The following is a 22,315-nucleotide window of genomic DNA, read 5'->3' on the forward strand; positions in this document are numbered from 1 at the left end:
TTGCTCACGGTCGTAGCACCAACCGCGAACAACAGCACTCTTCGCGCCCCCTTACTTGCCTCCGTTAGCCACCGCCGCGTCCTTACGACGCTTTTTCTCGCGCTCATCGAGAGGGACCAATTCCCCCGCGTGCAACTGCAGCTCGGGAGAGTTGAGCGCTTCCACGCTGAGACTGTAAGGACTTACCTCGGTGAAAATCGCCGGATCCAGCTGGGCGATATCATCCGCCGGGGATTGAACCGTGGACCGCAAACCCTGGGCCGATTGCGCGCCAGCAACGGATTCGAGACGATTACCAAATCCCTCAAATTCACCACCGCCAGTAACAAACGGATCGTAATAGCTGAGCGCATATAACTCGGCAGACCCTGTCACATACAGACCGAGTGGGATATCTGCGCTACCCACATCCCGCCAGGACCGCTCATCTGAACCCAGAGTAATATTGCCTGCGATAATGTGCTGATTATCCCGCCCCCGCCCACTGAATGCTGCAGCGGTCAGTACTCCAACACCCGCGCTCTGCAGTGACACACTACCGCCATCACCCGCATCAATTTGGCCAATCTCCAGATCCTCCTGTGCCACCACGGCAATATCGATGTTACCGCCGCTGCTGTGAACAGAAAGGCTGTCTACTTCCGTGTTGATATCCAGATCACCTGCCAGAGTCAGATCCGCATCCCGGGCTCCCAGGGTACCGGTTACCGTGGCCGTATTCTGGCTGTCGAGCACCACGTCGCCACTCGGGTCGTAACTGAGTGTCATGCCTGCAACAGCAAAGCTGACCGCAGCCCCCGTATCCGATACCGACAGTTCAAGTTGCTGGTTGGTAACCAGGTGCAACCCACCAGAGCTATCCTCCAAAGATTCAAACCCGGTAAATTGGTATTCACCCGCGAGGTTCACTGCGCTTTTGCCACCATTCACTCGCCAGGTCTGACCAGCCAAACTCATTTGCAGACGATCATCTCCACCGCCCCCGTTGAGCACAGCCGGCTGACTTCCTGATAGCACGGTTAACTCATCGTTGCCACTACCGAGGAACAGTTGATCCAGCAGCGTTCCTCGCAGCACAACGCTATCGTTACCGGCGCCGGTATCAAGAGATGCAAGTGTGCCACCTTCCAGGGTGAATGCGTCTGCGCCGCTACCGGCGACGATATTTTCAAAACCGGAGAAGTTCAGGGTCCCGTCCGCTCCAACCAAGCTGCCGCCGGCACTGCCCAGCGTCCAGCTCTGATCCGCATCAATACCATGTAGTGTGTCACTGCCGGCACCCGCAGTCAGTGTTTGCAGACCATCAAAAGTAACCCCGCCAACCTGAATGCTGTTTTGACCCAGTAGGAAATACTCCGTATCCAGGCTGGCGCCACTGTAAAGCCCGGTATTCTCAACCCGCTCCAGGTTTTCAAACAGCACACTGATGCTTTCCAGTTCAGCCATTGCAGTGCCGCTCTCCAGCGCGCTGCCAGAGACAACGGACGCCCACTCGGCCGCATCACCGCGAACAACATCTTCACCACCAGCACTATCCACTCTGGAAACACCGGTGAAATCAATTCCTGCAACAGCAACAGTACCGTCTTTCGCGAGGGCAAACTCTTCACCTGCCGCTGTAGCGGTGAGACTATCGGTTCCGCCATTGCCGGCGACCTTGCTGATGCCGGCGAACTGAATACCCGAGGCCGTCAGCCCCCCTGATGTACCAGTGAGCGCAAAATTCTCATCCGCGCTGGTGCCTGACAGATTCGCATTGTCCACAGTAACGCGATTGATCCCCGCAAATGTCACCCCATTGGCTTCGACTTGACCACTGCTGCCCACAAGCTGCCAATTCTTGGCGCCACTGACGACCTCATCGCCATTTTCACTACCGGCAGTCACCTCTGCGACATCTTTAAACAACAGCCCGAGCACAGAAACTTCCGCAGCATCAGTAGCCAATGAGAACGTCTCGGCGCCATTGTTGGCCGATGCGTCAACCCGCGCAGACGCGGTTGATACCTGTTCTATACCACTGAAATCCACACCCTGGGAAGTTGCGCTACCACTGCTATTCCCAAGCACCCATTCGGAACCGCTCACCGTGCTCACCGTATCAGCCCCGGAACCGGCAACAACAGAATTTACCGACTCGAGACGTATACCTTTGGCGTTCAGATCGCCAGCAGCCGACAGGGTAAATAGAGTATCCGCATTACTGCCACGCACAACGCCGCTGCCGCCTGTGGCAACTTCCATACCGGTAAATGCCATACCAGCGTGCTCTAGGGCCCCATTCGCAGCGCCAAGCTGCCAGTCACTCGATACCAGCCCCTGCACACTATCTTTACCCACGCCGGCAGAAACGGAACTCACTGCTTCGAAATCCATCTCAGCGAGAGTCAGTGCATTACTGCCGGTAACAATGAACTCGTCGTCACCACTCGTCGCGGTGAGCACACCCGTATTCGACACCGAAGTAACCCCGGTTACCGCTATGCCGCCACTGGTAACCGTTCCTGTGCCATTTACGGTAACACCATCCCAGGCCTCCAGCTGTGTAACCTGATCCTCGAACACCATGGACTCCACACCACTAAATGTGGAGAGCCCGGAGGCCACACTCCCATTACCGGTAACACGTGCCGAAGCCTGCCCGGTTACGGAAAGCCCGGCATTGGCCCCCGTATAAGCTTCTATACCCGAGAAGGTTATACCATCGTGAAATACCGAATGAGATGCATCCAGTGCATAGCCGAGGCCAGCGCGAGACACCACTGCATCACTCCCGCTACCTGCCCCACCGAAAACCTTGCTGACACCAGAGAATTCGATACCCAGCACCGAGAAGGCACCACTGCCGGACATACTGAAAGTCTCTGCCGAATCACTACCCACCACACTTTCGGCAGTTGCGCGATCGATTCCGGTGAAATCTATACCACCGGTATTAAATGCACCGCCAGTTCCACTTAGCGCTACCTCAGCGGTAGCGGTAACGCCATCATCCTGCCCGTTTGCATCAACCGCTGTGATTCCTGAGAACAGGGTTGTTCCGACTCTAACCGAGTTATCACCGGCTACTGAAAATTGGTGCCCACTGGTGTCGCCAATAATTTGTCCATTCTCACCAGAAACGGTCGCAATTTCACTGAAATCCACATCGGCATGTTCAAAGTCTCCGGAACTCCCGGACAACGTCCAGCTATCGTCAAACTGACTTACCAGCCGATCACTGCCGCCACCACCTTGCACTTCATTTACGCCGCTAAAGTCAAAATCGCCAACGCTTAATACACGGTTCTCACTTAGGTTAAATTCATCGTCATTCGCAGTACCGATGACCAATCCCGCTATCGCACGCTTGATACCTAGAATTTTCAAATCGCCGGCGAAAAGCTCACCGGAGATATCGCTCAAAGCTAGACCACCCGAGAATGCACTTGCATCCAGAGTATTTTCACCTTCCAGACCATCGACAAACGACATTCCGGAAAAAGACATATCTCCAAGTTTTACGCTTGAATCCGCACCCAGCACAAAATTATCGGCGCTCGCTGTACCATATACGCCAGCATTTGACACAAGAATATATTCGAAATTCAAAAATGTTAGACCACTACTTGTCGCAGTTAAACCATCGATTATGGTCCAGCTTTGTCCGTCTGCCCCCACAACAGTGTCGTCACCACTTTTACCATCAAACCCAAGAATATCAACCAGAGTCGTACTGCCGTAAGTCAAGGTTCCGTCGTCATTCACCACTACAATATCGTTATCTTTGTCTCTACCCGAAACCATTCCACCACTAAACCGGTCGATCCCGGAAAATCGAATTCCTGCAACTTCCGCATTTCCGCCATTTAAATCAGAGGCAGTAAAACCAGAAGCAAAAATTGCATCTTCGCCATCACCACCATTTACGCTCAATAGACTCCCGATTTCCATACCTGCAACGGAAATTAAATTCTCATCAATCACGGTGAAAGCATCGCTTCCAGACGAGCCAACTAAATTTTCAATATCCGCCGATTCAATATCACGAATCAACAAAGAAGCAGCCTGAAGCTCATTGTCAGATCCGGTTAATGCTATATCACCAAAGCCCAAAGCCGAGAGCTTATCACCTGAGCTATGACCACCAGCATTAAGGTGCGATAGATTTTCAAAAGTCATTCCGCTCACGGACACCCTCGGGCTACCACCTTGCCCGCTCGAGAGAACAAATACATCGTCACCTTCAGTGCCTTGAAGCCCCCCGTTCACTGCTTCAAGGCGATTAAACCCGGAAAAAGTGATATCGCTATTTTCTGCTCCGCCTGAACTATTTAACAGCCAGTCAACCCCACTTTGCCCTTCGGCAATATTCGCCGTACTACCCGCCTCGATATCCGACACGCCGGTAATCGTCATGGATTTAACATCGACAATTCCACTACCGATAACAACGAAATGATCCGCAGAAGTACTACCCGTCAATTTTGGGACCGTAACGGTGCTTAACCCGCTAAATGTCAGACCGGAAGCATCCAGGGATTTGTCTGTTCCGTTCAGGGTCAATCCTTCCGCATACCCGCTAGCATCTAGATTACCCTCCCCATTGGCAATCAGATCGCTTAGACCGGTAAAAACCGTAGAACCCAAAGTAACGCTATTGTCGGCCGCCAATTTATAGGTATCGCCGCCCTGATTATCCGTCAACGAGCCATTGGACGTAGCGAATGATTCAATCCCAGAAAACGTGATGCTGCTTCCACCATCAGAGTTAATGAACGCATCCGAGCTTCTTTCCCAGCTCGAACCGCCAGAAACTGAGTCAGCAGCTGTGCTTCCGCTTACAAGGCTAACCCCGGAAAAATCAATATTGTTTGCCGTGACTGAACTATCACTATTCAGAATAAAGTTACTACCGGCACTATTCGCGGCCAGAGTACCCGTAGTTACTTCGTCAATATTTGAGAACTGGACCCCGCCGGTGCTGAGGGCAAAATCAGCAGCGCCTAGAGTAGTGTTATCAGCCGCCGATGCATCCAGCTTGTCCGCACCATCCCCAGCATCAACAGCGGTTAGGGAAGAGAACGTCAGGCCGCCAGCCTTCACTTCGTTAGCACCAGACAATACAAACTCATCCGCACCTGACGTACCAATCAGTATGGCGCTGCCTGCGAGAACATTGAGTTCGCCGAAGAAATCGATATTGCCGTTGCTTGCGCCACCATCATTCAACAGTGTCCAGTTATTCAGTCCTATAACCGTATTATCAGCATCGCCTCGAGCCTGCTCTACGCCACCAAAGGTTGCACTATCCGTTGTGATTGTATTATTCGCGGAAACGGTTAATTCAAGATCAACAGCACTGAAATCCAGGTTGCTAGCCGTAACACTATCCATGTTGTTAAACACGATAGTGTCGGAACCCGACCCGACCTCAAGGCCATTTTCTTGATTGACGTATAGGAACTGATCACCAAGGTTTTGAGCGCTCAGACTGTCGTTCCCAGCAGCGCCCTCGACAGCGTTGACCCCAGAAAAAGTAATCTGATTTGCGCCAATCGAGTTATCGCTATTCAGTTCAAAGCTACTACCCCCGCTATTGGCGGTTAGCGTTTGGGTGGTTACTTCCTCGATATTCGAGAATTGGACCCCGCCGGTGCTGAGGGAAAAATCAGCAGCGCCCAGGGTAGTGTTAGCTGCCAATGCATCCAGCTTGTCCGCACCATCCCCAGCATCAACAGCGGTTAGGGAAGAGAACGTCAGGCCGCCAGCCTTCACTTCGTTAGCACCAGACAATACAAACTCATCCGCACCTGACGTACCAATCAGTATGGCGCTGCCTGCGAGAACATTGAGTTCGCCGAAGAAATCGATATTGCCGTTGCTTGCGCCACCATCATTCAACAGTGTCCAGTTATTCAGTCCTATAACCGTATTATCAGCATCGCCTCGAGCCTGCTCTACGCCACCAAAGGTTGCACTATCCGTTGTGATTGTATTATTCGCGGAAACGGTTAATTCAAGATCAACAGCACTGAAATCCAGGTTGCTAGCCGTAACACTATCCATGTTGTTAAACACGATAGTGTCGGAACCCGACCCGACCTCAAGGCCATTTTCTTGATTGACGTATAGGAACTGATCACCAAGGTTTTGAGCGCTCAGACTGTCGTTCCCAGCAGCGCCCTCGACAGCGTTGACCCCAGAAAAAGTAATCTGATTTGCGCCAATCGAGTTATCGCTATTCAGTTCAAAGCTACTACCCCCGCTATTGGCGGTTAGCGTTTGGGTGGTTACTTCCTCGATATTCGAGAATTGGACCCCGCCGGTGCTGAGGGAAAAATCAGCAGCGCCCAGGGTAGTGTTAGCTGCCAATGCATCCAGCTTGTCCGCACCATCCCCAGCATCAACAGCGGTCAGAGAAGAGAACGTCAGGCCACCAGCCTTCACTTCGTTAGCACCAGACAATACAAACTCATCCGCACCTGACGTACCAATCAGTATGGCGCTACCTGCGAGAACATTGAGTTCGCCGAAGAAATCGATATTGCTGTTACTTGCGCCACCATCATTCAACAGCGTCCAGTTATTCAGCCCTATAACCGTATTATCAGCATCACCACGCGCCTGCTCCACACCATCAAAATCAGCACTACCTGAAGTAATGGGATTTCTTGCTGTAATGGAATTGCTTGCAGTCACCTCGAGGTTGACATTTACCTGGGTGAAATCGAGGTTGCTCGCCGTGACGCTGTCCATTTCACTGAACACGATACCGCCACTGGCTTGGGTGCCAACCTCACGGCCGTTCGCAGTCAAAAGGTAAAGGAAATCATTGCCCAGGCTCAGGGCATTCAGGCTGTCGTTGCCGCTCGCACCGTTAACCTGGGCGACACTTGAGAAATCGATCCCATTGGCAGTGACCGAGTCATCGTTATTTAAAACAAAATTACTACCTGCGCTATGGGCAGTAAGCGCTCCAGTAGTGACTTCGTCAATGTTTGAGAACTCGACGCCGCCAGCATTGAGGACCAAAGCTTCGGCGCCCAGAGTGGCATCAGCGGTCGTTGATGCCTCCAGAGTGTCCACACCTTCGCCGGCGTCAACAAATTCCAGCGACGAGAACGTAAGACCACCGGCTTGAACCTGGTTGGTACCGGATAATACAAATTCATCCACGCCCGAGGTGCCGATCAGCGTAGCGCCGATGGCCTCAATATTGAGGGCGCCGAAGAAATCAATACTGCTGTTGCTTGCACCACCTCCACTAATTAGCGTCCAGTCGCCGGAATTGGAAGCCACTCTGCTGGTCGCGCCGCCATTCACACGACTTACATCAGTGAAGTCGATTGAATTTGCCGATAAAACGCCACCATCCAGAGAAAACTCACTACCGTTCGCGTGGGCATTGAGCTGTGATACAGAAACTTCCTCGATTCCGGAGAACGCTATGCCCGCAGCCCCAACCGTATTATTTTGTGATCCGAGTGTCACTCCTTCGGCATAACTAGAGGCCGACAAAACATCCGCGCCGCCTTGCTGACTACCACCTACAACAGAGCCGAGATCGGCAAACACCAAACCTCCAGCCCCCAAGCTACCGTCTTCGTTCAGTGTGAACGTGTCACTGCGATTTGTACCTTGCAGATTAGCGCCTGAAGCGGAAACCAGAAGGCTACCGGAAAAATTTATGCTGCTATTCGTAGCGCCGCCACCATTACCTAGAGACCAATCGCTTGTCGCCGTTACGACATCACCACTATCGCCTTCTACATTGTCGATTTCGGTAAATGAAACTGACGAGGCACCGCTACCTGACTGCAGTGCTTTGCTACCATTTATCGTCACGCTGGCATCAACAAGCGTCAGGTCAAGATTGCTTGCCACTACACTATCCATACCAACAAAGCGAATACCACCGGTACTTTCGGTGGCGAGCCCCCTGCCATCACTCGTCGTGAAAAACAGTGATGTGGCCAAGCTGGATGCATCGAGGTTATCGCTTCCGGTACCGCCGTTAACTACGGTCACACCAGAGAATTCCATCGATGCAGCTGAAATCGTGTTTCCATCATTCAGGGCGAAGCTAGTACCACTGCTCTGCGCGTTCAGAATGTCGTCGCCGCTACCACCATCGACTGAACTCAGCCCAGTGAACGCCAAACCTCCGGCTTCGAGCGTGTTAGCACCCAGTAGATTAAACGTATCTACACTTGCAGTACCGACCAGCGACCCACTTCCAGTCTCGATGCTTAAGCCACCAGAGAAAGCAATATCGCTATTCGAAGCGCCGCCGCCATTCGCCAGTATCCATTCGCTGCCGCTTGTCGCCGCGACAACATCGCCGACATTACCCTCGACATTATCAATACCGGTAAATGAAACTGACGAGGCACCGCTGCCTGACTGCAGGGCTTTGCTACCATTTATCGTCACGCTGGCATCAACAAGCGTCAGGTCAAGATTGCTCGCGACTACACTATCCATACCAACAAAGCGAATGCCACCGGTACTTTCGGTGGCGAGCCCCCTGCCATCACTCGTCGTGAAGAACAGTGATGTGGCCAGACTGGATGCATCGAGGTTATCGCTTCCTGTACCGCCGTTAACTACGGTCACACCAGAGAATTCCATCGATGCAGCTGAAATCGTGTTTCCATCATTCAGGGCGAAGCTAGTACCACTGCTCTGTGCATTAAGAATGTCGTCGCCGCTACCACCATCGACTGAACTCAGCCCAGTGAACGTCAAACCTCCGGCTTCGAGCGTGTTAGCACCCAGTAGATTAAATGTATCTACACTTGTGGTACCGACCAGCGACCCACTTCCAGTTTCGATATTCAGGCCACCGGAGAATGCGATATCGCTATTGGACGCTCCAGTACCAGACAACAGTGCCCAATCATTGCCACCGGTTACTCTATTTGTCGAATCACCCGATACCTGCGCAACGCCGTCGAAGCTGATGCTTGCGGAATTAGCGCTAACCGCTACCTGATTCGATCCAGCAATAGCAACTTCAGCACTAAGCGCCCCAACACTGAGAGTATCACTGGCCTCCATTGACATAGATTCAAAGCCAGACAGAGTAGCTACTTCACTACCCTGCGTATCTACGCTAATCGCGAGACCGTCACCCACAGAGTCAACCCGCAGGGTGGAGTTATCGGTGAATCCGGCCAAATCAATTTGGTCCGAGCCACTGCCGGCGGTGACCGAAATCGGGTTCGTAGCGGTCACCGCCCCAAGTTTACTGGTGGAGCCATTGCCACCATTGCCGACTGTCAGTGCGAAGTCGTCAACATTAATCGCGCCATCGTTGTGAAACCCGAGACTCGAGGTCGCCTCCAGCGCTCCCGACCCGCCATCTATGGTTACCGTGCCGGCACCTGTACTCGCCACCGAGATTGATGTGCTGGATTCAAGCTGCAATGTAGAATCCGCATTCCACTGCACGGCATCATTGACCACTATTGTGCCGGAGCTTGTATCCTGCTCATCGGCGGGAATACCGTGCGCCACCAGACTGACTGTCGCGTTATCTTCAAGTGCATTAGCAAGGTCAGACCCACCCAGACAGTTTTCAACACAATTACCGACTTCGATCCGATTAGATTCTAGTGTCCAACTGCCGCTCGCTGCACCGCTATCACTTCGGGTTACCACAACCGCTTCGCCATCTGCGGTGTCATCGGTATATTGGAATATCTCGCCCGCGGCGGTAATAACAGCACCACCGCTATTACCGGCACCCGCGCCCCTAGCGGAGATCGAACCGGAGAGACTGAGCTTGTTCGCGGCCTGGATCGTCACGGTCCCGCCGTTACCAAGTGCCTCTGCATCGGCAGAAATCTGCCCAGACTGAACGATATCGCCACCGCTAAGATCTACGGAACCAGCAATCGCGCCAGATGCATTCAGGCTTCCCGTATTCAATACGCCCGTTGTTACACTTCCGTCTGTCGAAGCACCTGATACGTTGCCGGTTAGACGAATAGTTCCGCCAACCTGCTCAATACCGGTTGCTTTAATATCACCACTATTATTCACAGCGTTGGCGAACAGATCTTCTGCAACCGAGGCCTCCAGAATTACAGAGGCCGCCTCTAAATTACCCGCATTGAATACTGCACCTTCTTCACCAAACGCCTCAGTTACGAATTCACTGGTAACTTCGACCCCAATAAGGCCACCCTTATCAAAGTGAAGAGCCGCGCTATTACCCGCCAGCATGCGAATTTCACCCAGTGCAGCCTCAATATTTCCGCCCTCTGCATTTCGGACACTTTGGCCAATCAGCGTTACATTTCCAGAGGTTGCGGTAATCTGCCCTGAATTTTCTATTAAGCCCGCCAGCCCACCTGCATCCGCTTCAAAGACAACGCCCTGGTCATTTCTGGTAGATATTTCGCCGGACAGCGTGGAGACAGTGAGCGCAGCAACATTGACTACGGAACCCGAAGAAAAAATCACGCCCTTCGGGTTTATTAGAACAACGTGGCCATTAGTAGAATTTATTTGGCCCGCTATATTACTGGCTTGACCACCGCCTATATCATTGATTACCAGACCTAATTCATCAGAGCTAAGGTCACCGAAGTAAAAGTTTGCACTTTCACCTTCGACAAGGTCGAACGACTCCCATTCAATCCTGGCGAAATCGTTCTCTATCGAAATGTTCGTTGCATCTCCATCTTTTGATACGTCTGCCGATCCAATAACCACCTGGTGATTCCCCGGACCCGCCTGCGCAACAGAGGCTATTGAAACAAACGAGCCAAAGCACGCCATATGCGCTAGCTTAATTGCTGCAGAAATTGGTTTTTTCCTGTAAGACATATTGGCTTTCATTTCGTTTTCGGCTCTGAATTGCTAGTCAAAATTCTGGTTTCGGTTACTTAATAAAATCAGTGCAAGAAATATGAGAAATCCGCATATAGCGCCGGAGCATCATATTCACGATCAAATTTTGGATCTGAATATTTCGACATCGTTGGCCATGCAGCAGATACCTGAGCGGACCAGCTGTCTTTCCAGTTGAGCTTTAAAAGGATTCCAGCCCCGGAAAGTGCACCCCAATCGTTGGTGGATGTAGCATCGTAGTATGTGGAAACTCCATAAGCAGCATCCGCGATCACGGCAAACTGGAGCAATTCACTCAAGCGGCTCCCAAACACTTTGGTATTAATTGCATCTGGCAATGCGGGATACCATTCCGCAGAGAGCAATGCAGCTTGATCCGAGGAAAAGTCTCTCACCTCAAAAGCTCGAACACCGTTCGCCCCTCCGAGAGAAAATTGTTCAAATGCGGGCAATTGCTGCTCACTGTATTGCCAACGGCTTTTTATAATGAGACGTGACTTATCTTCAGTGAACGGCATTGGTAAAAATAGAAGAGAACTGGTATCAACAGCTAACTTTTCAAACTCTTCATCTCGACCGTCAACACTCTGGTCTTGGTCAAGATTTTTTATATCCCCGTACTGGATCTTCACATTGACCATATTGAGCATGGGTATAGCGCCACTCGACAACTTATCGAAATACACCCCAACCTCGCCACCCACAACATGGTCACCGATCAAATCAGTGATCGCAGATAGATCTGTACTTTTACTGGTCGCGCTAATTGATCCGGTTATATTAAACTCCCTTGATCGCCTGAACTTATGATCCAGGGTCATTGCATAACTTTCGTTGACACCGCTGATATCAAGGTAGTTAATCGTGTCGTAGGGATCTTCCACATTCGCGATATCAAATTCATTGTAATCCGCAGAAATCTGGAGCCTTGTTCGAGGGCTAAATACCGGCAAACTGTATTTGAGTTGACCTAATTGAGATCCGACGGCCAGATCCGAGTTCGTATCACTAGCAGACTTCAAAAACCCAACCGTCAAAGAATCGCCGACTCCTGTTGGGTTAAACCAGTCGACGGCAGTGTATATCCTGCTGTCACCGGTAAAAATCGAACCGTGGTTATCCATGCGTGACACAAGTTGCCAACTGCTTTCGTCACGAACCTTCAAGTTTAACTTTGTCTCTCCGGGGTTATCTCCCGGACTGAAATAACCGGTAACGTTGGAGCTGGGCAAGTCATTGAGTAAATACAGGGATTCCTCGATATCCTCACGATTTACCAACTTTCCTTTTTGCCCATCAAAGGCAGATGCGAGCCGCTCGGCGCTGTATACCTGGTTATCATGTACTGCGACCTGACCAAGGATGCCCTCCTGGACGGTAAACGTAACAATTCCGTCTTTTACTTCCTGCGCGGGAATTTGAACTTGCGCGAGAAACAAACCCTTCTTCCGGTAAAAGCGCGTAAGTTGCGCAGCGATATCTTCAAGGTCCGCGTAGGTCAGACCACGCTGTGCATTTTGGCGCTCAATAACGTTAACCAGTTTCCTCAGCTGTTGCGGGCCAAGCTTGTCAGCGCTGAAGCGGGCGCCCATGCCATCCAGTAACAAGGCCAGTTCTTCCAGGTTTTTGACGGTATAGCCAGCGGCGAGCACCTTATCTTCCTGCATATATTTTGACCGCAGGGATTCTGCCAGCGCCTCTATCTCCTCGCGCTCTATGCCAAATTCTGGATACTCTTCCAGACGGTGAAACAGGATTTTTTTTACGGAAATTCGGGGGCCAAGTTCCCGACCGGAAACTTCCGGGATGTCCGCATCCAGGTTGGGGTCCCGAGCCTCTTTTGCGCGACGCTCAAACTCACCGTTTAATATATCGTCATCAACGGTTGGCAGATCCTGCTCGAAGGCCGCACGCACGCGGCTTCTAAAGTTCGAAGTGTCTTCCTGCGCTTCCACTACACTACTGGCAACCATTAGCCCGAGCATGGAAATCGACAACAGTCCCTTGTATTTAGAATCCACCTTTCCCCCTTCAGAAAGATTCGCAATCGATTGTCGAGCACATGCCGACAAACATAAGCCATGCAAAAAGCACGGCTTCAATTTCTAATTGAGTGTTGCGCGATTAGCGCGTAAGACTGCGCACCACCCGGAATCCGGTCACTTCATCAGCCGTGCCATCGTGCATGATCTTCGATGTGGTCAAGCAACGGCTCATGGCGTCGAGGTGGTTACCACCGGCAGCAATCAGATCGCCCTCTGATCCCAGCACCCACTCCTGCACATTGCCGACGGCATTGACAATGCCGTACTGGTTGGCAGCACCACTTGTGGAGGGCACGAGCTCCGCGCCCTTCTCAATACCGCCATAGTTGAGATAACAGTTTCGGTCAGCAATTTCCGCCTGACCGCCGGCACTCGCGGCGGCGAACCATTCGCGCTCAGAGGGAAGCCGGTAGGTACGACCAGTTTCTTCAGACAGCCAGTTCAGATATCCCTGCACCTGCTCGATATCAATTTTATTGACCGGCATATCATCCCGAGCTCGCCCAGTGTCATCACAGGCACCGGTCGCGAGGCAGTACTCACCGAATTCCCGGTTGCTGATTTCATACTTACCCACGGCTACTGGCCAGCCACCATCACCTTTAACAACCACCAGCTCCGGCCCTTTGTCACCGCCTTGCATAGGGTCGGCGCAGCTATAGCGCTCACCCCGGCCTCCAGAACCAGGGCTAAGGTGGCCGCAGTAGTCCAGCTCGAACTCGGTCAGTACACGCTGCTCCGGCAGCATCGCTCGCGCATCGGTCAGCAAAACATCCGTACGTTCAGGGCTGCGACCGGCAAGCTTGCCAAAACAGCCTACGAATTCATCGGCGAGAACAGGGCGTACCTTCTGAGCTTTTGTTTGATCAATGTCAGCCAAGCGCGACAGTGATGCGGCAACCTCACCTATGCGCATACCAAAGCTACAACTCAGTGCTTGCTCCATCTCATCGAGCTCAGCATCCAGCGCTTGCTGCTGCTTGAGCGCTTCGAGGCGACGCTGTTCCTGGAGTGCCTGTATCCGGATCCGCTCGGCCTCCCGCTCAGCGGCCCGCCGCTCGGCGTCCATCTTGCGCTGCAACTCTTCGCGCTCCTCCTGAAGCTGCTGGCGCACCTCATCCGCTCCTTCTACCTGCGCATTCCAGGAAGCCGCCCGCCCCAACATTTCATCGGCGGGTTCCAGATTGCCAAGGGTCAACTGACCAGTGGCAGCCGCCACAAAGAGGTCGGAGACGTTCTGACGAATCCGTTCCGGATAGGCGGTATCAGATGGGTTGAGTGATTCGTATTCGCTGAGCTCGATACGCACGTCCCTCTCCCAGGATGGCGTCAGGACACTCAGTGCTACCAGGCGATCAATGGCTTCGCGCTTGTCCGAGATTCGGCGCTCGATTAATTCCTTTTGGTGCTTGCGTTCAAGCTCCTCAGCAACACGCTTCTGCTCCGCAGCGTTCTGCTTCTCCAGATAGGAATACCCAACGCCCACACCAACGAGAACAGCAACAAACAAACTACCTAACGCCCACTTCCAGCCGCTATTGGTAAAGAACCGATGAACGAATCGCTCCACCGTAGGAGTTCGATCCTCCCGGTGAAATGCGAGCGCGGCCTCCAACGCCCGCCATTGGCGGCGACTGAGCGACTTGATGCGTTTGGGTTTTAGCTTTTTCTTGAAGGCCTTATCGGCAGGAAGCTTGTCAAAAGGGTGGCGACCGGCGAAGAGCTCATAGGCAACACAGCCCAGCGCATATACATCGTCGCTAGGTTGAGGTTCCCCACCCTCGAGCATTTCCAGACTGGCATAGGCCGGTGTCAGAGCGCCAAGTGTGCCCGCGTCAAAGATCGTTTGCTCGCCTGCCTTACTCGCTATACCGCCTTCGGATACGGCGCGCGCGATACCGAAGTCGATAACTTTGGCACCATTGCGGTTGGTGACGAAGATATTCCCCGGCTTGAAGTCAGAATGCACAATTCTATGGGAGTGGGCGTATATCAGTGCCTGTGCCACATCGCGAAAAATAGCTATCGCTTTCTCTTTGCCTACGCCGACCCCGGAGTTCTCCCTGAGGAGCTTATCCAGTGGAGATCCCTCAAGAAACTCCATGGTCATAAATACGCGATCGCCTTCCCGGTCAAAGTCGAAGACGGTAACAATATTGGGGTGAGCCAGAGTTTGCGATTTGCGCGCTTCGCGCTGCAAGGAGACAAATGCGTCGGGGTGCTTCTGGAAATCCTCATTGAGCAATTTGATTGCCACGTAAGGATTGCTGTCGTTGGCTTCGAGCTTGCGTCGGTCGAGCGCCTTAAACACGGCACCCATACCGCCAACACCTAACAGCTTGTCGAGCTCAAAGCGACCCTTGATCACCGTTTTGGTAACCGCGCCTTCGCGCTCGCCGGAGGGCTCGAAATGCACCGCTTCACGCGGCTTGGGCAAGGATGGCGTTGATGGCTTCGCAGGAGAAGAGTCCACGATTACCGTGGCGTCCGACGCCGCCATTGCAACGGGATTCGACTCCAATCCTGGGTTTCTTGCGATCGGCGGATGATCGTTAGCACCGGTATTTTCATTTCCGACAAAAACCGTTATATCAGAATCGGTACATGCCGATAGTGATTCGCCAGCCGTTTTGACTATTCGGGTCTTGTCGTTCACAACCATCTCCCTGGTGTAAATCTGCCGCGTTTCCGTTCACGAGCTATACGCCGCCTCCGCACCTTGAGGGCAGCCAACGTTAGAGAGCCATCTTTAAGCGTTAGACAGCCCCATGCAAGGGCGCGAAGTATAACGAACCGAAAAGTACGCAACAATTAAAGTCAGCACACAATACGCCGAATTTGGATTACATTCTCTTACATATACTTAAGAGACCCGCCAAACAAAACGGTCGTACCAAATCCAAAATAAAACGGTAGTACCACTTAGGCAGGAGAAACTCTTAAATTCGTACCAGAGTCAAATTATTGGTATTTAACAGATATAAAAAAACATTTATAAAATTCGTACCAGAGTAAAAATCTGCAGAACCCAAAAACCCTACCCCCTACTGATATCGATCAATTAATAGGTACCAGAGTCAAAAAAATACACAAATTTAATAGTTTTTTTTTACTCTTCGGTCTGATTAAATTCCTCCCGCTTGCCAATTTGGCAAAACCTGAACTACTGCTATTCGCGGTGGCAAAGGATTAACCACCAAGTTCGAAAGTCCATACCAATTTGAGGGATTTAAAATGGCTATTTACATGAACTTCAATAGCAAGGCACCTGCCGGTAACGTAACTGCAAAAGGTTACGAAGACTGGATCGAAGTAGAAAGCTTCAACTTCGGTGTTGGCCGTGGCATCACCATGGAAGCCGGCGCAATGGCAAACCGTGAAGCAACCCGCCCAAGCCTGAGCGAAATCACCCTGACCAAGCGTATCGACGCTGCATCCGGTGGCCTGTTCAAGTCTTCAGTCTCTGGCGACGAAGGCGTTAAAGTAGAAATCCATGTTGTTCAGACCGGTGCAAACGCGGTAGAAAAGTACGCTGTTTACTCTTTGGAAGATGCCATCATCTCTTCTTACAGCATCAGCGCTTCCGCTGGCGGCCCTCCCATGGAGTCTATCTCCCTCAGCTTTGCCAAGATTGAGGCCGACCTCAACCACGCGGACAAAACCAACAAGAACCCGAAAAACATGCGCGTTGGATACGATCTCACCACTGCGACTGTTCTGTAATTTTACTTTCGGTTTCGCAAAGGGCCGGAGGGCCACAGTCTACGGCTGTGGACCCCGGCCTTTTGGCGTTTAAAACACGCTATCGACAACCAATATTGATTTGGTTATCGATAGTAGAATTTGTATTTTCTGGCACCTACAAGGAATTGGGGCTGATATGTCTTCTCTTAATCAAGAAAAACGTATGATTCGTGTCACTACTCCAATTGGGAAAGACACTTTCATTGCCACAGCTTTTCATGGCGAAGAACATATATCGAAGCCTTTCCGGTTTCAGGCGTCATTGCTTTCGGACAACCATGACATATCGCAATCGGATATAGTCGGAAAAACCTTTACTGCGAGCATCCATCATGCAGGAAAAACTCGCCAAATTAATGGATTCGTAACCAATTTCTCCATGCTCGATGTTAATGCGGAAGGCATGCGAAAATATGAGGCGATTATCCAACCTGGACTATGGTTTTGTAACCTCTCAGGAACAAACCGTGTATTCGAGGACAAAACGGCTACCGAAATTATTAAAGAGGTTCTTTCTGAATACTCCCGCGTCGTACAATTTTCGGACAAGTCAACTCGATCAGTTATATCTAGAGAGTACTGTGTACAATTTGGCGAAACAGACTTTCAATTCATAGATCGCCTGCTTTCAGAGGAAGGGATCAGCTACTACTTTAAGCACACCGAAAATTCACATGAGCTTGTTTTTTGTGATTCCCCAAAGGGATTTTACAAGTGTACCAATGAAGAAATTGAGTACGATGGCGGTGGAAGCCTGCCAACAAAAAACTCTGTAAGTTCCTGGCGAAGAGATTTCAATTACCATGGTGGTGGCTTTGAATTCAAGGATTACAACGAATACACGGTCGGCAAAGACAACAAGCAGGTTGTAAAAACAAAAAACGACATAAATAACGCCTCAGATTATATTCAGAATATATATGGGCTAAATCACTTCCTCTCAAAAGGGGATAGTCAGCACGCGTTTAAGGACGACTACCATAAATCTCTGGCTGAGTGTGCAATTGAGGCCCAGGAATGCCGCTTTGACATTGCCCATGGGTCTAGCGATTGTCCGGAATTCAGTGCCGGCGGCCAATTTTCATTCGCCCACACGCTGAAATCCGAAAAAGGCGACTACCTACTCACATCGGTACGAATCGCTGCGACCGATAGTAATAGTGACGAAACCAGCTTCAGCAACAGCTTCCGCTGCATTCCCGACAAAGTAGTCCCGAGGCCGGACCCTTTTCTCGGCACTCGGCGAGACATTTCTCCGCAAATTGCCGAGGTTGTGGAAGTCTGCGCAACCCTTTCAGATAGCTCCAAGGACAAATTTACCCAGGTCAAAGTTAAATTCCCCTGGAATTCGGAGCAAAACAGTTGCTGGGTCCGAGTAATGCAATCATTTGCGGGAAAAAACTGGGGAGCCAACTTTGTTCCTCGCGTTGGACAGGAAGTCATTATCACTTATATCAATGGCGACCCCGATCGCCCTGTGGTAACAGGCGCGGTATATAACGGCTATAACCTTGGTCCAAATTTCAACGCAAGCCAAAGCGGGTGGAAAACCCAACTCGATGGCAGCAAATTCAATGAGCTTAAGTTTGACGACAAGAAAGACGCAGAAGAAATTTATATGGAAGCAGGCAAGGACCATAACTTTGTCGTGCACAATGATCAGACTGGAAAAATTGAGAACAACCAGTCTATTGAAGTAAAGCAGAACCGTGACATCCTGATCACTGACGGTAACGAAAGCACTAATATCAGCAAGGGCAACCACTCCCTGATGATTAAAAGCGGCACGCAGACTACCGATGCCAAGGGTGCCATAACGATTACGTCAAAGACGTCGATCGAGCTCAAAGTCGCCGGCAACAGTATCAAGATCACCAATTCCGGTATCACAATCAAAGGTACCATGTTGTCCTGTAAAGGCGATTCCATGGCGGAAATGAAGGCTGGTGGCATTTTGACGCTCAAGGGCGGCCTTACCAAGATTAATTGATGGAGCGAATCAATGACTGATCTGGTAAAAGTACGTGCAGCGACCGCTGAGGAGTTGCTCGCAAATATAGATTTAAGTGATGAAGCCTCCGAGTATATCGTCGCGGATACGGCGCCGGAAATTAGTATTGTTCGGTTAATGGATGCGGGACTTTACCCTGACGCAGTTAAATTACTTGCCCACGGACTACCGAAACGAGAATCCGTTTGGTGGTCTTGCCTCTGTACCCGGGATACACACAACCCACAAACCGATGAAAACAATACAAAGGCATTACTTGCGGCGGAAAGCTGGGTAAAAAATCCTACTGAAGAGCGGCGTCAGATCTGCAAGCGCCTGGGTGAGATAACCAAACACCAAACCCCCGCCAGCTGGGCCGCGACCGCCGCTAGTTGGTGCCACGGCAGCCTTGCTGGCCCCGGAGAACCTGCGATTGAGCCACCGGAACACCTGTACGCGCATGCTGTTTCAGGTAGTGTTACTCTTGCTGCCGTTCTATCAGACCCTGTCGACCCGACAAAGTCTTTCAAAAAATATCTTGCGCAGGGGCTGGATCTCGCCCGGGGCGGCAACGGACAGGCAGGGCAATAGACTATGGGGAAGCCGGCATCACGACTGACCGATATGCACGTGTGTCCAATGGTTACTGGCACAGTACCTCATGTCGGGGGACCGATAGTGAGCCCTGGAGGGCCCACTGTCATTATTGGCGGGATACCCTCAGCAACGGTAGGGAGCACCTGTACCTGCGTCGGTCCACCAGACACGATAGCGTCCGGAAGTACAACCGTATTGATCCAGGGTAAGCCAGCAGCGCGTATGGGGGATTCGACTGGCCACGGCGGTAAAATAGTGGTTGGCTGTCCTACCGTACTGGTTGGTGGGTAGCATTCAGGCTAAAGGTACATTAGCCGTTTAACTTGCTTTCTTGTTGGTCACTAATAAAAAGCCCTCCTGTCGGAGGGCTTTTTATTCCACGGCTTATTTGTCAGGTATCAACAGACTTGATAGTGAAAATCGCCGTCTTCTGTAGCACTAATTTGAATAGAGGATACTGCTTCACCTTTGGCCATTTTATCCAGGCATTCACTGGCGAGTGATGGGAGCAATGTTTTGTTCAGAATCGCTTCAATATTCCGGGCACCAGTATCCGACTCCTGGCACCGCGCGACAATATTAATCAATACGTCTTCGTCATAACTGAAAGCCGCTCCATAGTGGTCTTTAATCCTCTTTTCAACTCGCCGCATGTTGATCTTGCAAATTTCAACGAGGTTTTCATCGTCCAGCGGATAGTAGGCTATAACCGTCGCTCTCCCAAGAAAGGCAGGCTTAAACTTCTGCAAGAGGTGCGGGCGTATATTTTCCAGAAGCACATCTGGCTCTGGCTTCTCTTCTACCTGATTGAAGATTGCCCTGATGGCGTCCTCACCCGCATTCGACGTCATGATGATAACGGTATTCTTGAAATCGATATCCCGGCCTTCACCGTCTTTGATCGTGCCTTTATCAAACAGATTATAGAAAATATCCTGTACGCCAGGATGTGCTTTTTCCATTTCATCGAGCAAGATCACAGAGTACGGTTTGCGACGAGCGGCTTCGGTCAGCACGCCACCCTCACCATAACCCACATAGCCGGGAGGGGAACCGAGTAGCATGGATACTTTATGCTCTTCCTTGAATTCGGCCATGTTAATAGTGGTTATATTTTGCTCTCCACCGAATAGCTCATCAGCAAGCGCCAATGCTGTTTCGGTTTTCCCCACACCACTGGTCCCACAAAACATAAATACCCCCACCGGCTTTCTGGGATCAGTAAGTCCAGCTCGAGAGGTTCGTATCGCCTGAGCGATCGCCTCAGTGGCGTGCCCCTGGCCGATAACACGCTGATTGAGCCGGTCGGCGAGGCTCTGTACCGCCAGGATTTCGTCACCGACCATCTTGCCGACCGGGATGCCGGTCCAGTTAGCGATAACTTCGGCAATGGCCTGCTCGTCTACAGCTGGCTGCATCAGTGGCGTGTCGCCCTGAACATTCTCCAGCTGATCTTGCAAGGTGGAAAGCTGCTGCTTGAGATCGGCCATTTGCGAGGGGTCAACGCTCTCGTCCCCAGAGCTAATTCTGGCAAAATCTTCATCGATCTGACTACGCAATACCTTGATTTGCTCGATAATTTCAGCTTCTTGCCTTTGCTGATTACGCAGGTTTGAAAGACGCTCGTCGGCCGCTTGTTTTCTCACCCGGAGCTCTTCGATTTGCTCTTCGTATATCCCATTCGCGGCATTCTCGCGAGCCAGTTTATCCATAGTCCGCGAGGCATTCGCCACAATCCGCTCAACATTTTCGATGGCGCCCGGGGTCGCCGACTGGCTCAATGCCACACGTGCACAAGCCGTGTCCAACAGGCTCACTGACTTATCAGGCAATTGCCTTCCCGGAATGTACCGGTGAGAAAGCTTCACAGACGCAACGATCGCTTCGTCCAGGATCCGAACCTTATGGTGCGCCTCAAGGCTTTCAGCGATTCCACGCATCATGTCGATCGCCGCGATTTCATCCGGCTCATTGACTTTGACAACCTGGAACCGACGGGTAAGAGCAGGATCGCGCTCGAAGTACTTCTTATATTCTGCCCAGGTTGTGGCTGCTATGGTCCGCAATTCACCACGCGCCAGCGCAGGTTTCAATAAGTTCGCCGCATCCCCCTGCCCTTCCTTTCCACCTGCACCGATCATTGTATGTGCTTCGTCGATGAATAGGATGATCGGGGTCGCGGACGCTTTCACTTCTTCGATGACCGACTTGAGACGGTTCTCAAACTCGCCTTTAACACTCGCACCGGCCTGTAAAAGGCCCAGGTCGAGTGTCCTTACGCAAACATCGCGTAGTGGCGCCGGCACATCTCCGCTGACGATCCTCAAAGCAAAGCCTTCCACCACAGCGGTCTTTCCGACCCCGGCTTCGCCCGTCAGAATTGGGTTGTTTTGCCGGCGTCGTGTCAGGATATCAATACATTGACGAATCTCTTCGTCCCGCCCTAAAACAACATCAATTTCACCACTCCTGGCGCGCTCGGTAAGATTGACCGTGTACTTATCCAATGACGGTGTCTTACTGGCTTTGAGGTCTCCGGGTGCGGGCTGGGCTCCGGCTTGCGCCGGTGATCCTGTGTAACTCGACTCACCGGTCCGGCCATACATTGCCTTGGCAGTTTCGCGAATCGACTCAGGCGCTACATTCTTAAGTTCTGGACAGGACTCAAGCAATTGCCTGCGTGAAGACTCTTCCAGCAATAGCGCGGCAATCATATGACCGGAGGATACGGCCTGATGGCCGTAATCGATTGACGCCAACATCCAGCTATTTTTTGCGGCTTCCACAATGGTCGGCGACAACGCCGCAGGCCTGCTACTGCCAGACTTGAACTTGGAAATTGCGGCAGCGAGCTGTTTGGCTACATGAGAGAGATTCACCTCATGCTTTTCAAGCAAATGTAGTAGATCAGTATCTGACTTATCCAGAAGCTTTAACAGCCAGTGTTCAAGTTCAACGTTGTACTGGTTATGGGCCAGGCACAACCCTGCAGCCCCTTCCAGGGATTCCCGCATATGCGGGGTCATCGTCGCCACTAATCGCTTTAAATCAATATTTATCATTGGCAATATTCCTTATCTCGGTATTCCCTCATTCC

The 22,315-nt window shown here is 51.5% G+C and carries 8 protein-coding genes; 4 read left to right on the top strand and 4 right to left on the bottom strand.

The features are described from left to right. Nucleotides 1–51: 51 nt before the first annotated feature. From LC093_RS12970 to LC093_RS12980, 3 genes are all read right to left on the bottom strand, one after another. Nucleotides 52–10,830 (bottom strand): filamentous hemagglutinin N-terminal domain-containing protein, encoded by a 10,779-nt coding sequence (locus LC093_RS12970; RefSeq protein WP_226665376.1) that lies wholly within the window; start codon nt 10,828–10,830, stop codon nt 52–54. Nucleotides 10,831–10,886: 56 nt separating this feature from the next. Further along, nucleotides 10,887–12,863 (bottom strand): ShlB/FhaC/HecB family hemolysin secretion/activation protein, encoded by a 1,977-nt coding sequence (locus tag LC093_RS12975; RefSeq protein ID WP_226665378.1) that lies wholly within the window; start codon nt 12,861–12,863, stop codon nt 10,887–10,889. 103 nt (nt 12,864–12,966) lie between these two features. Beyond that, on the bottom strand, nt 12,967–15,543 hold the full coding sequence (locus tag LC093_RS12980) for a protein kinase domain-containing protein (protein ID WP_226665379.1): 2,577 nt from the start codon (nt 15,541–15,543) through the stop codon (nt 12,967–12,969). Between the two features lie 578 nt (nt 15,544–16,121). On the opposite strand from LC093_RS12980, the gene LC093_RS12985 reads away from it, so the two are divergent. The 4 genes from LC093_RS12985 to LC093_RS13000 all read left to right on the top strand — a co-directional run bounded on the left by LC093_RS12985 (nt 16,122) and on the right by LC093_RS13000 (nt 19,509). Beyond that, nucleotides 16,122–16,610, top strand: a complete 489-nt coding sequence (locus LC093_RS12985; RefSeq protein ID WP_226665381.1) for an Hcp family type VI secretion system effector — start codon at nt 16,122–16,124, stop codon at nt 16,608–16,610. A 184-nt stretch (nt 16,611–16,794) separates the two neighbouring features. Further along, on the top strand, nt 16,795–18,621 hold the full coding sequence (locus tag LC093_RS12990; RefSeq protein ID WP_226665382.1) for a type VI secretion system Vgr family protein: 1,827 nt from the start codon (nt 16,795–16,797) through the stop codon (nt 18,619–18,621). Between the two features lie 12 nt (nt 18,622–18,633). Next, nucleotides 18,634–19,212, top strand: a complete 579-nt coding sequence (locus LC093_RS12995; protein ID WP_226665384.1) for a DUF6931 family protein — start codon at nt 18,634–18,636, stop codon at nt 19,210–19,212. Between the two features lie 48 nt (nt 19,213–19,260). Continuing rightward, nucleotides 19,261–19,509, top strand: coding sequence for a PAAR domain-containing protein (locus LC093_RS13000; protein WP_226665586.1), 249 nt, complete (start codon nt 19,261–19,263; stop codon nt 19,507–19,509). Between the two features lie 107 nt (nt 19,510–19,616). On the opposite strand, the gene tssH is transcribed toward LC093_RS13000, so the two are convergent. Next, entirely contained in the window at nt 19,617–22,280 is a 2,664-nt protein-coding gene (gene tssH / locus LC093_RS13005; protein ID WP_226665386.1) for a type VI secretion system ATPase TssH, read from the bottom strand. Nucleotides 22,281–22,315 lie beyond the last annotated feature (35 nt).

The organism is Microbulbifer aggregans, from assembly GCF_020524005.1.
GTDB lineage: Bacteria > Pseudomonadota > Gammaproteobacteria > Pseudomonadales > Cellvibrionaceae > Microbulbifer > Microbulbifer aggregans_A.

Excerpts from the sequence above, each read along its gene's own strand:
- LC093_RS12970 (WP_226665376.1), bottom strand. The coding sequence starts at position 10,830 with ATGAAAGCCAATATGTCTTACAGGAAAAAACCAATTTCTGCAGCAATT.
- LC093_RS12985 (WP_226665381.1), top strand. The coding sequence starts at position 16,122 with ATGGCTATTTACATGAACTTCAATAGCAAGGCACCTGCCGGTAACGTA.
- LC093_RS12990 (WP_226665382.1), top strand. The coding sequence starts at position 16,795 with ATGATTCGTGTCACTACTCCAATTGGGAAAGACACTTTCATTGCCACA.
- LC093_RS12995 (WP_226665384.1), top strand. The coding sequence starts at position 18,634 with ATGACTGATCTGGTAAAAGTACGTGCAGCGACCGCTGAGGAGTTGCTC.
- LC093_RS13000 (WP_226665586.1), top strand. The coding sequence starts at position 19,261 with ATGGTTACTGGCACAGTACCTCATGTCGGGGGACCGATAGTGAGCCCT.
- tssH (WP_226665386.1), bottom strand. The coding sequence starts at position 22,280 with ATGATAAATATTGATTTAAAGCGATTAGTGGCGACGATGACCCCGCAT.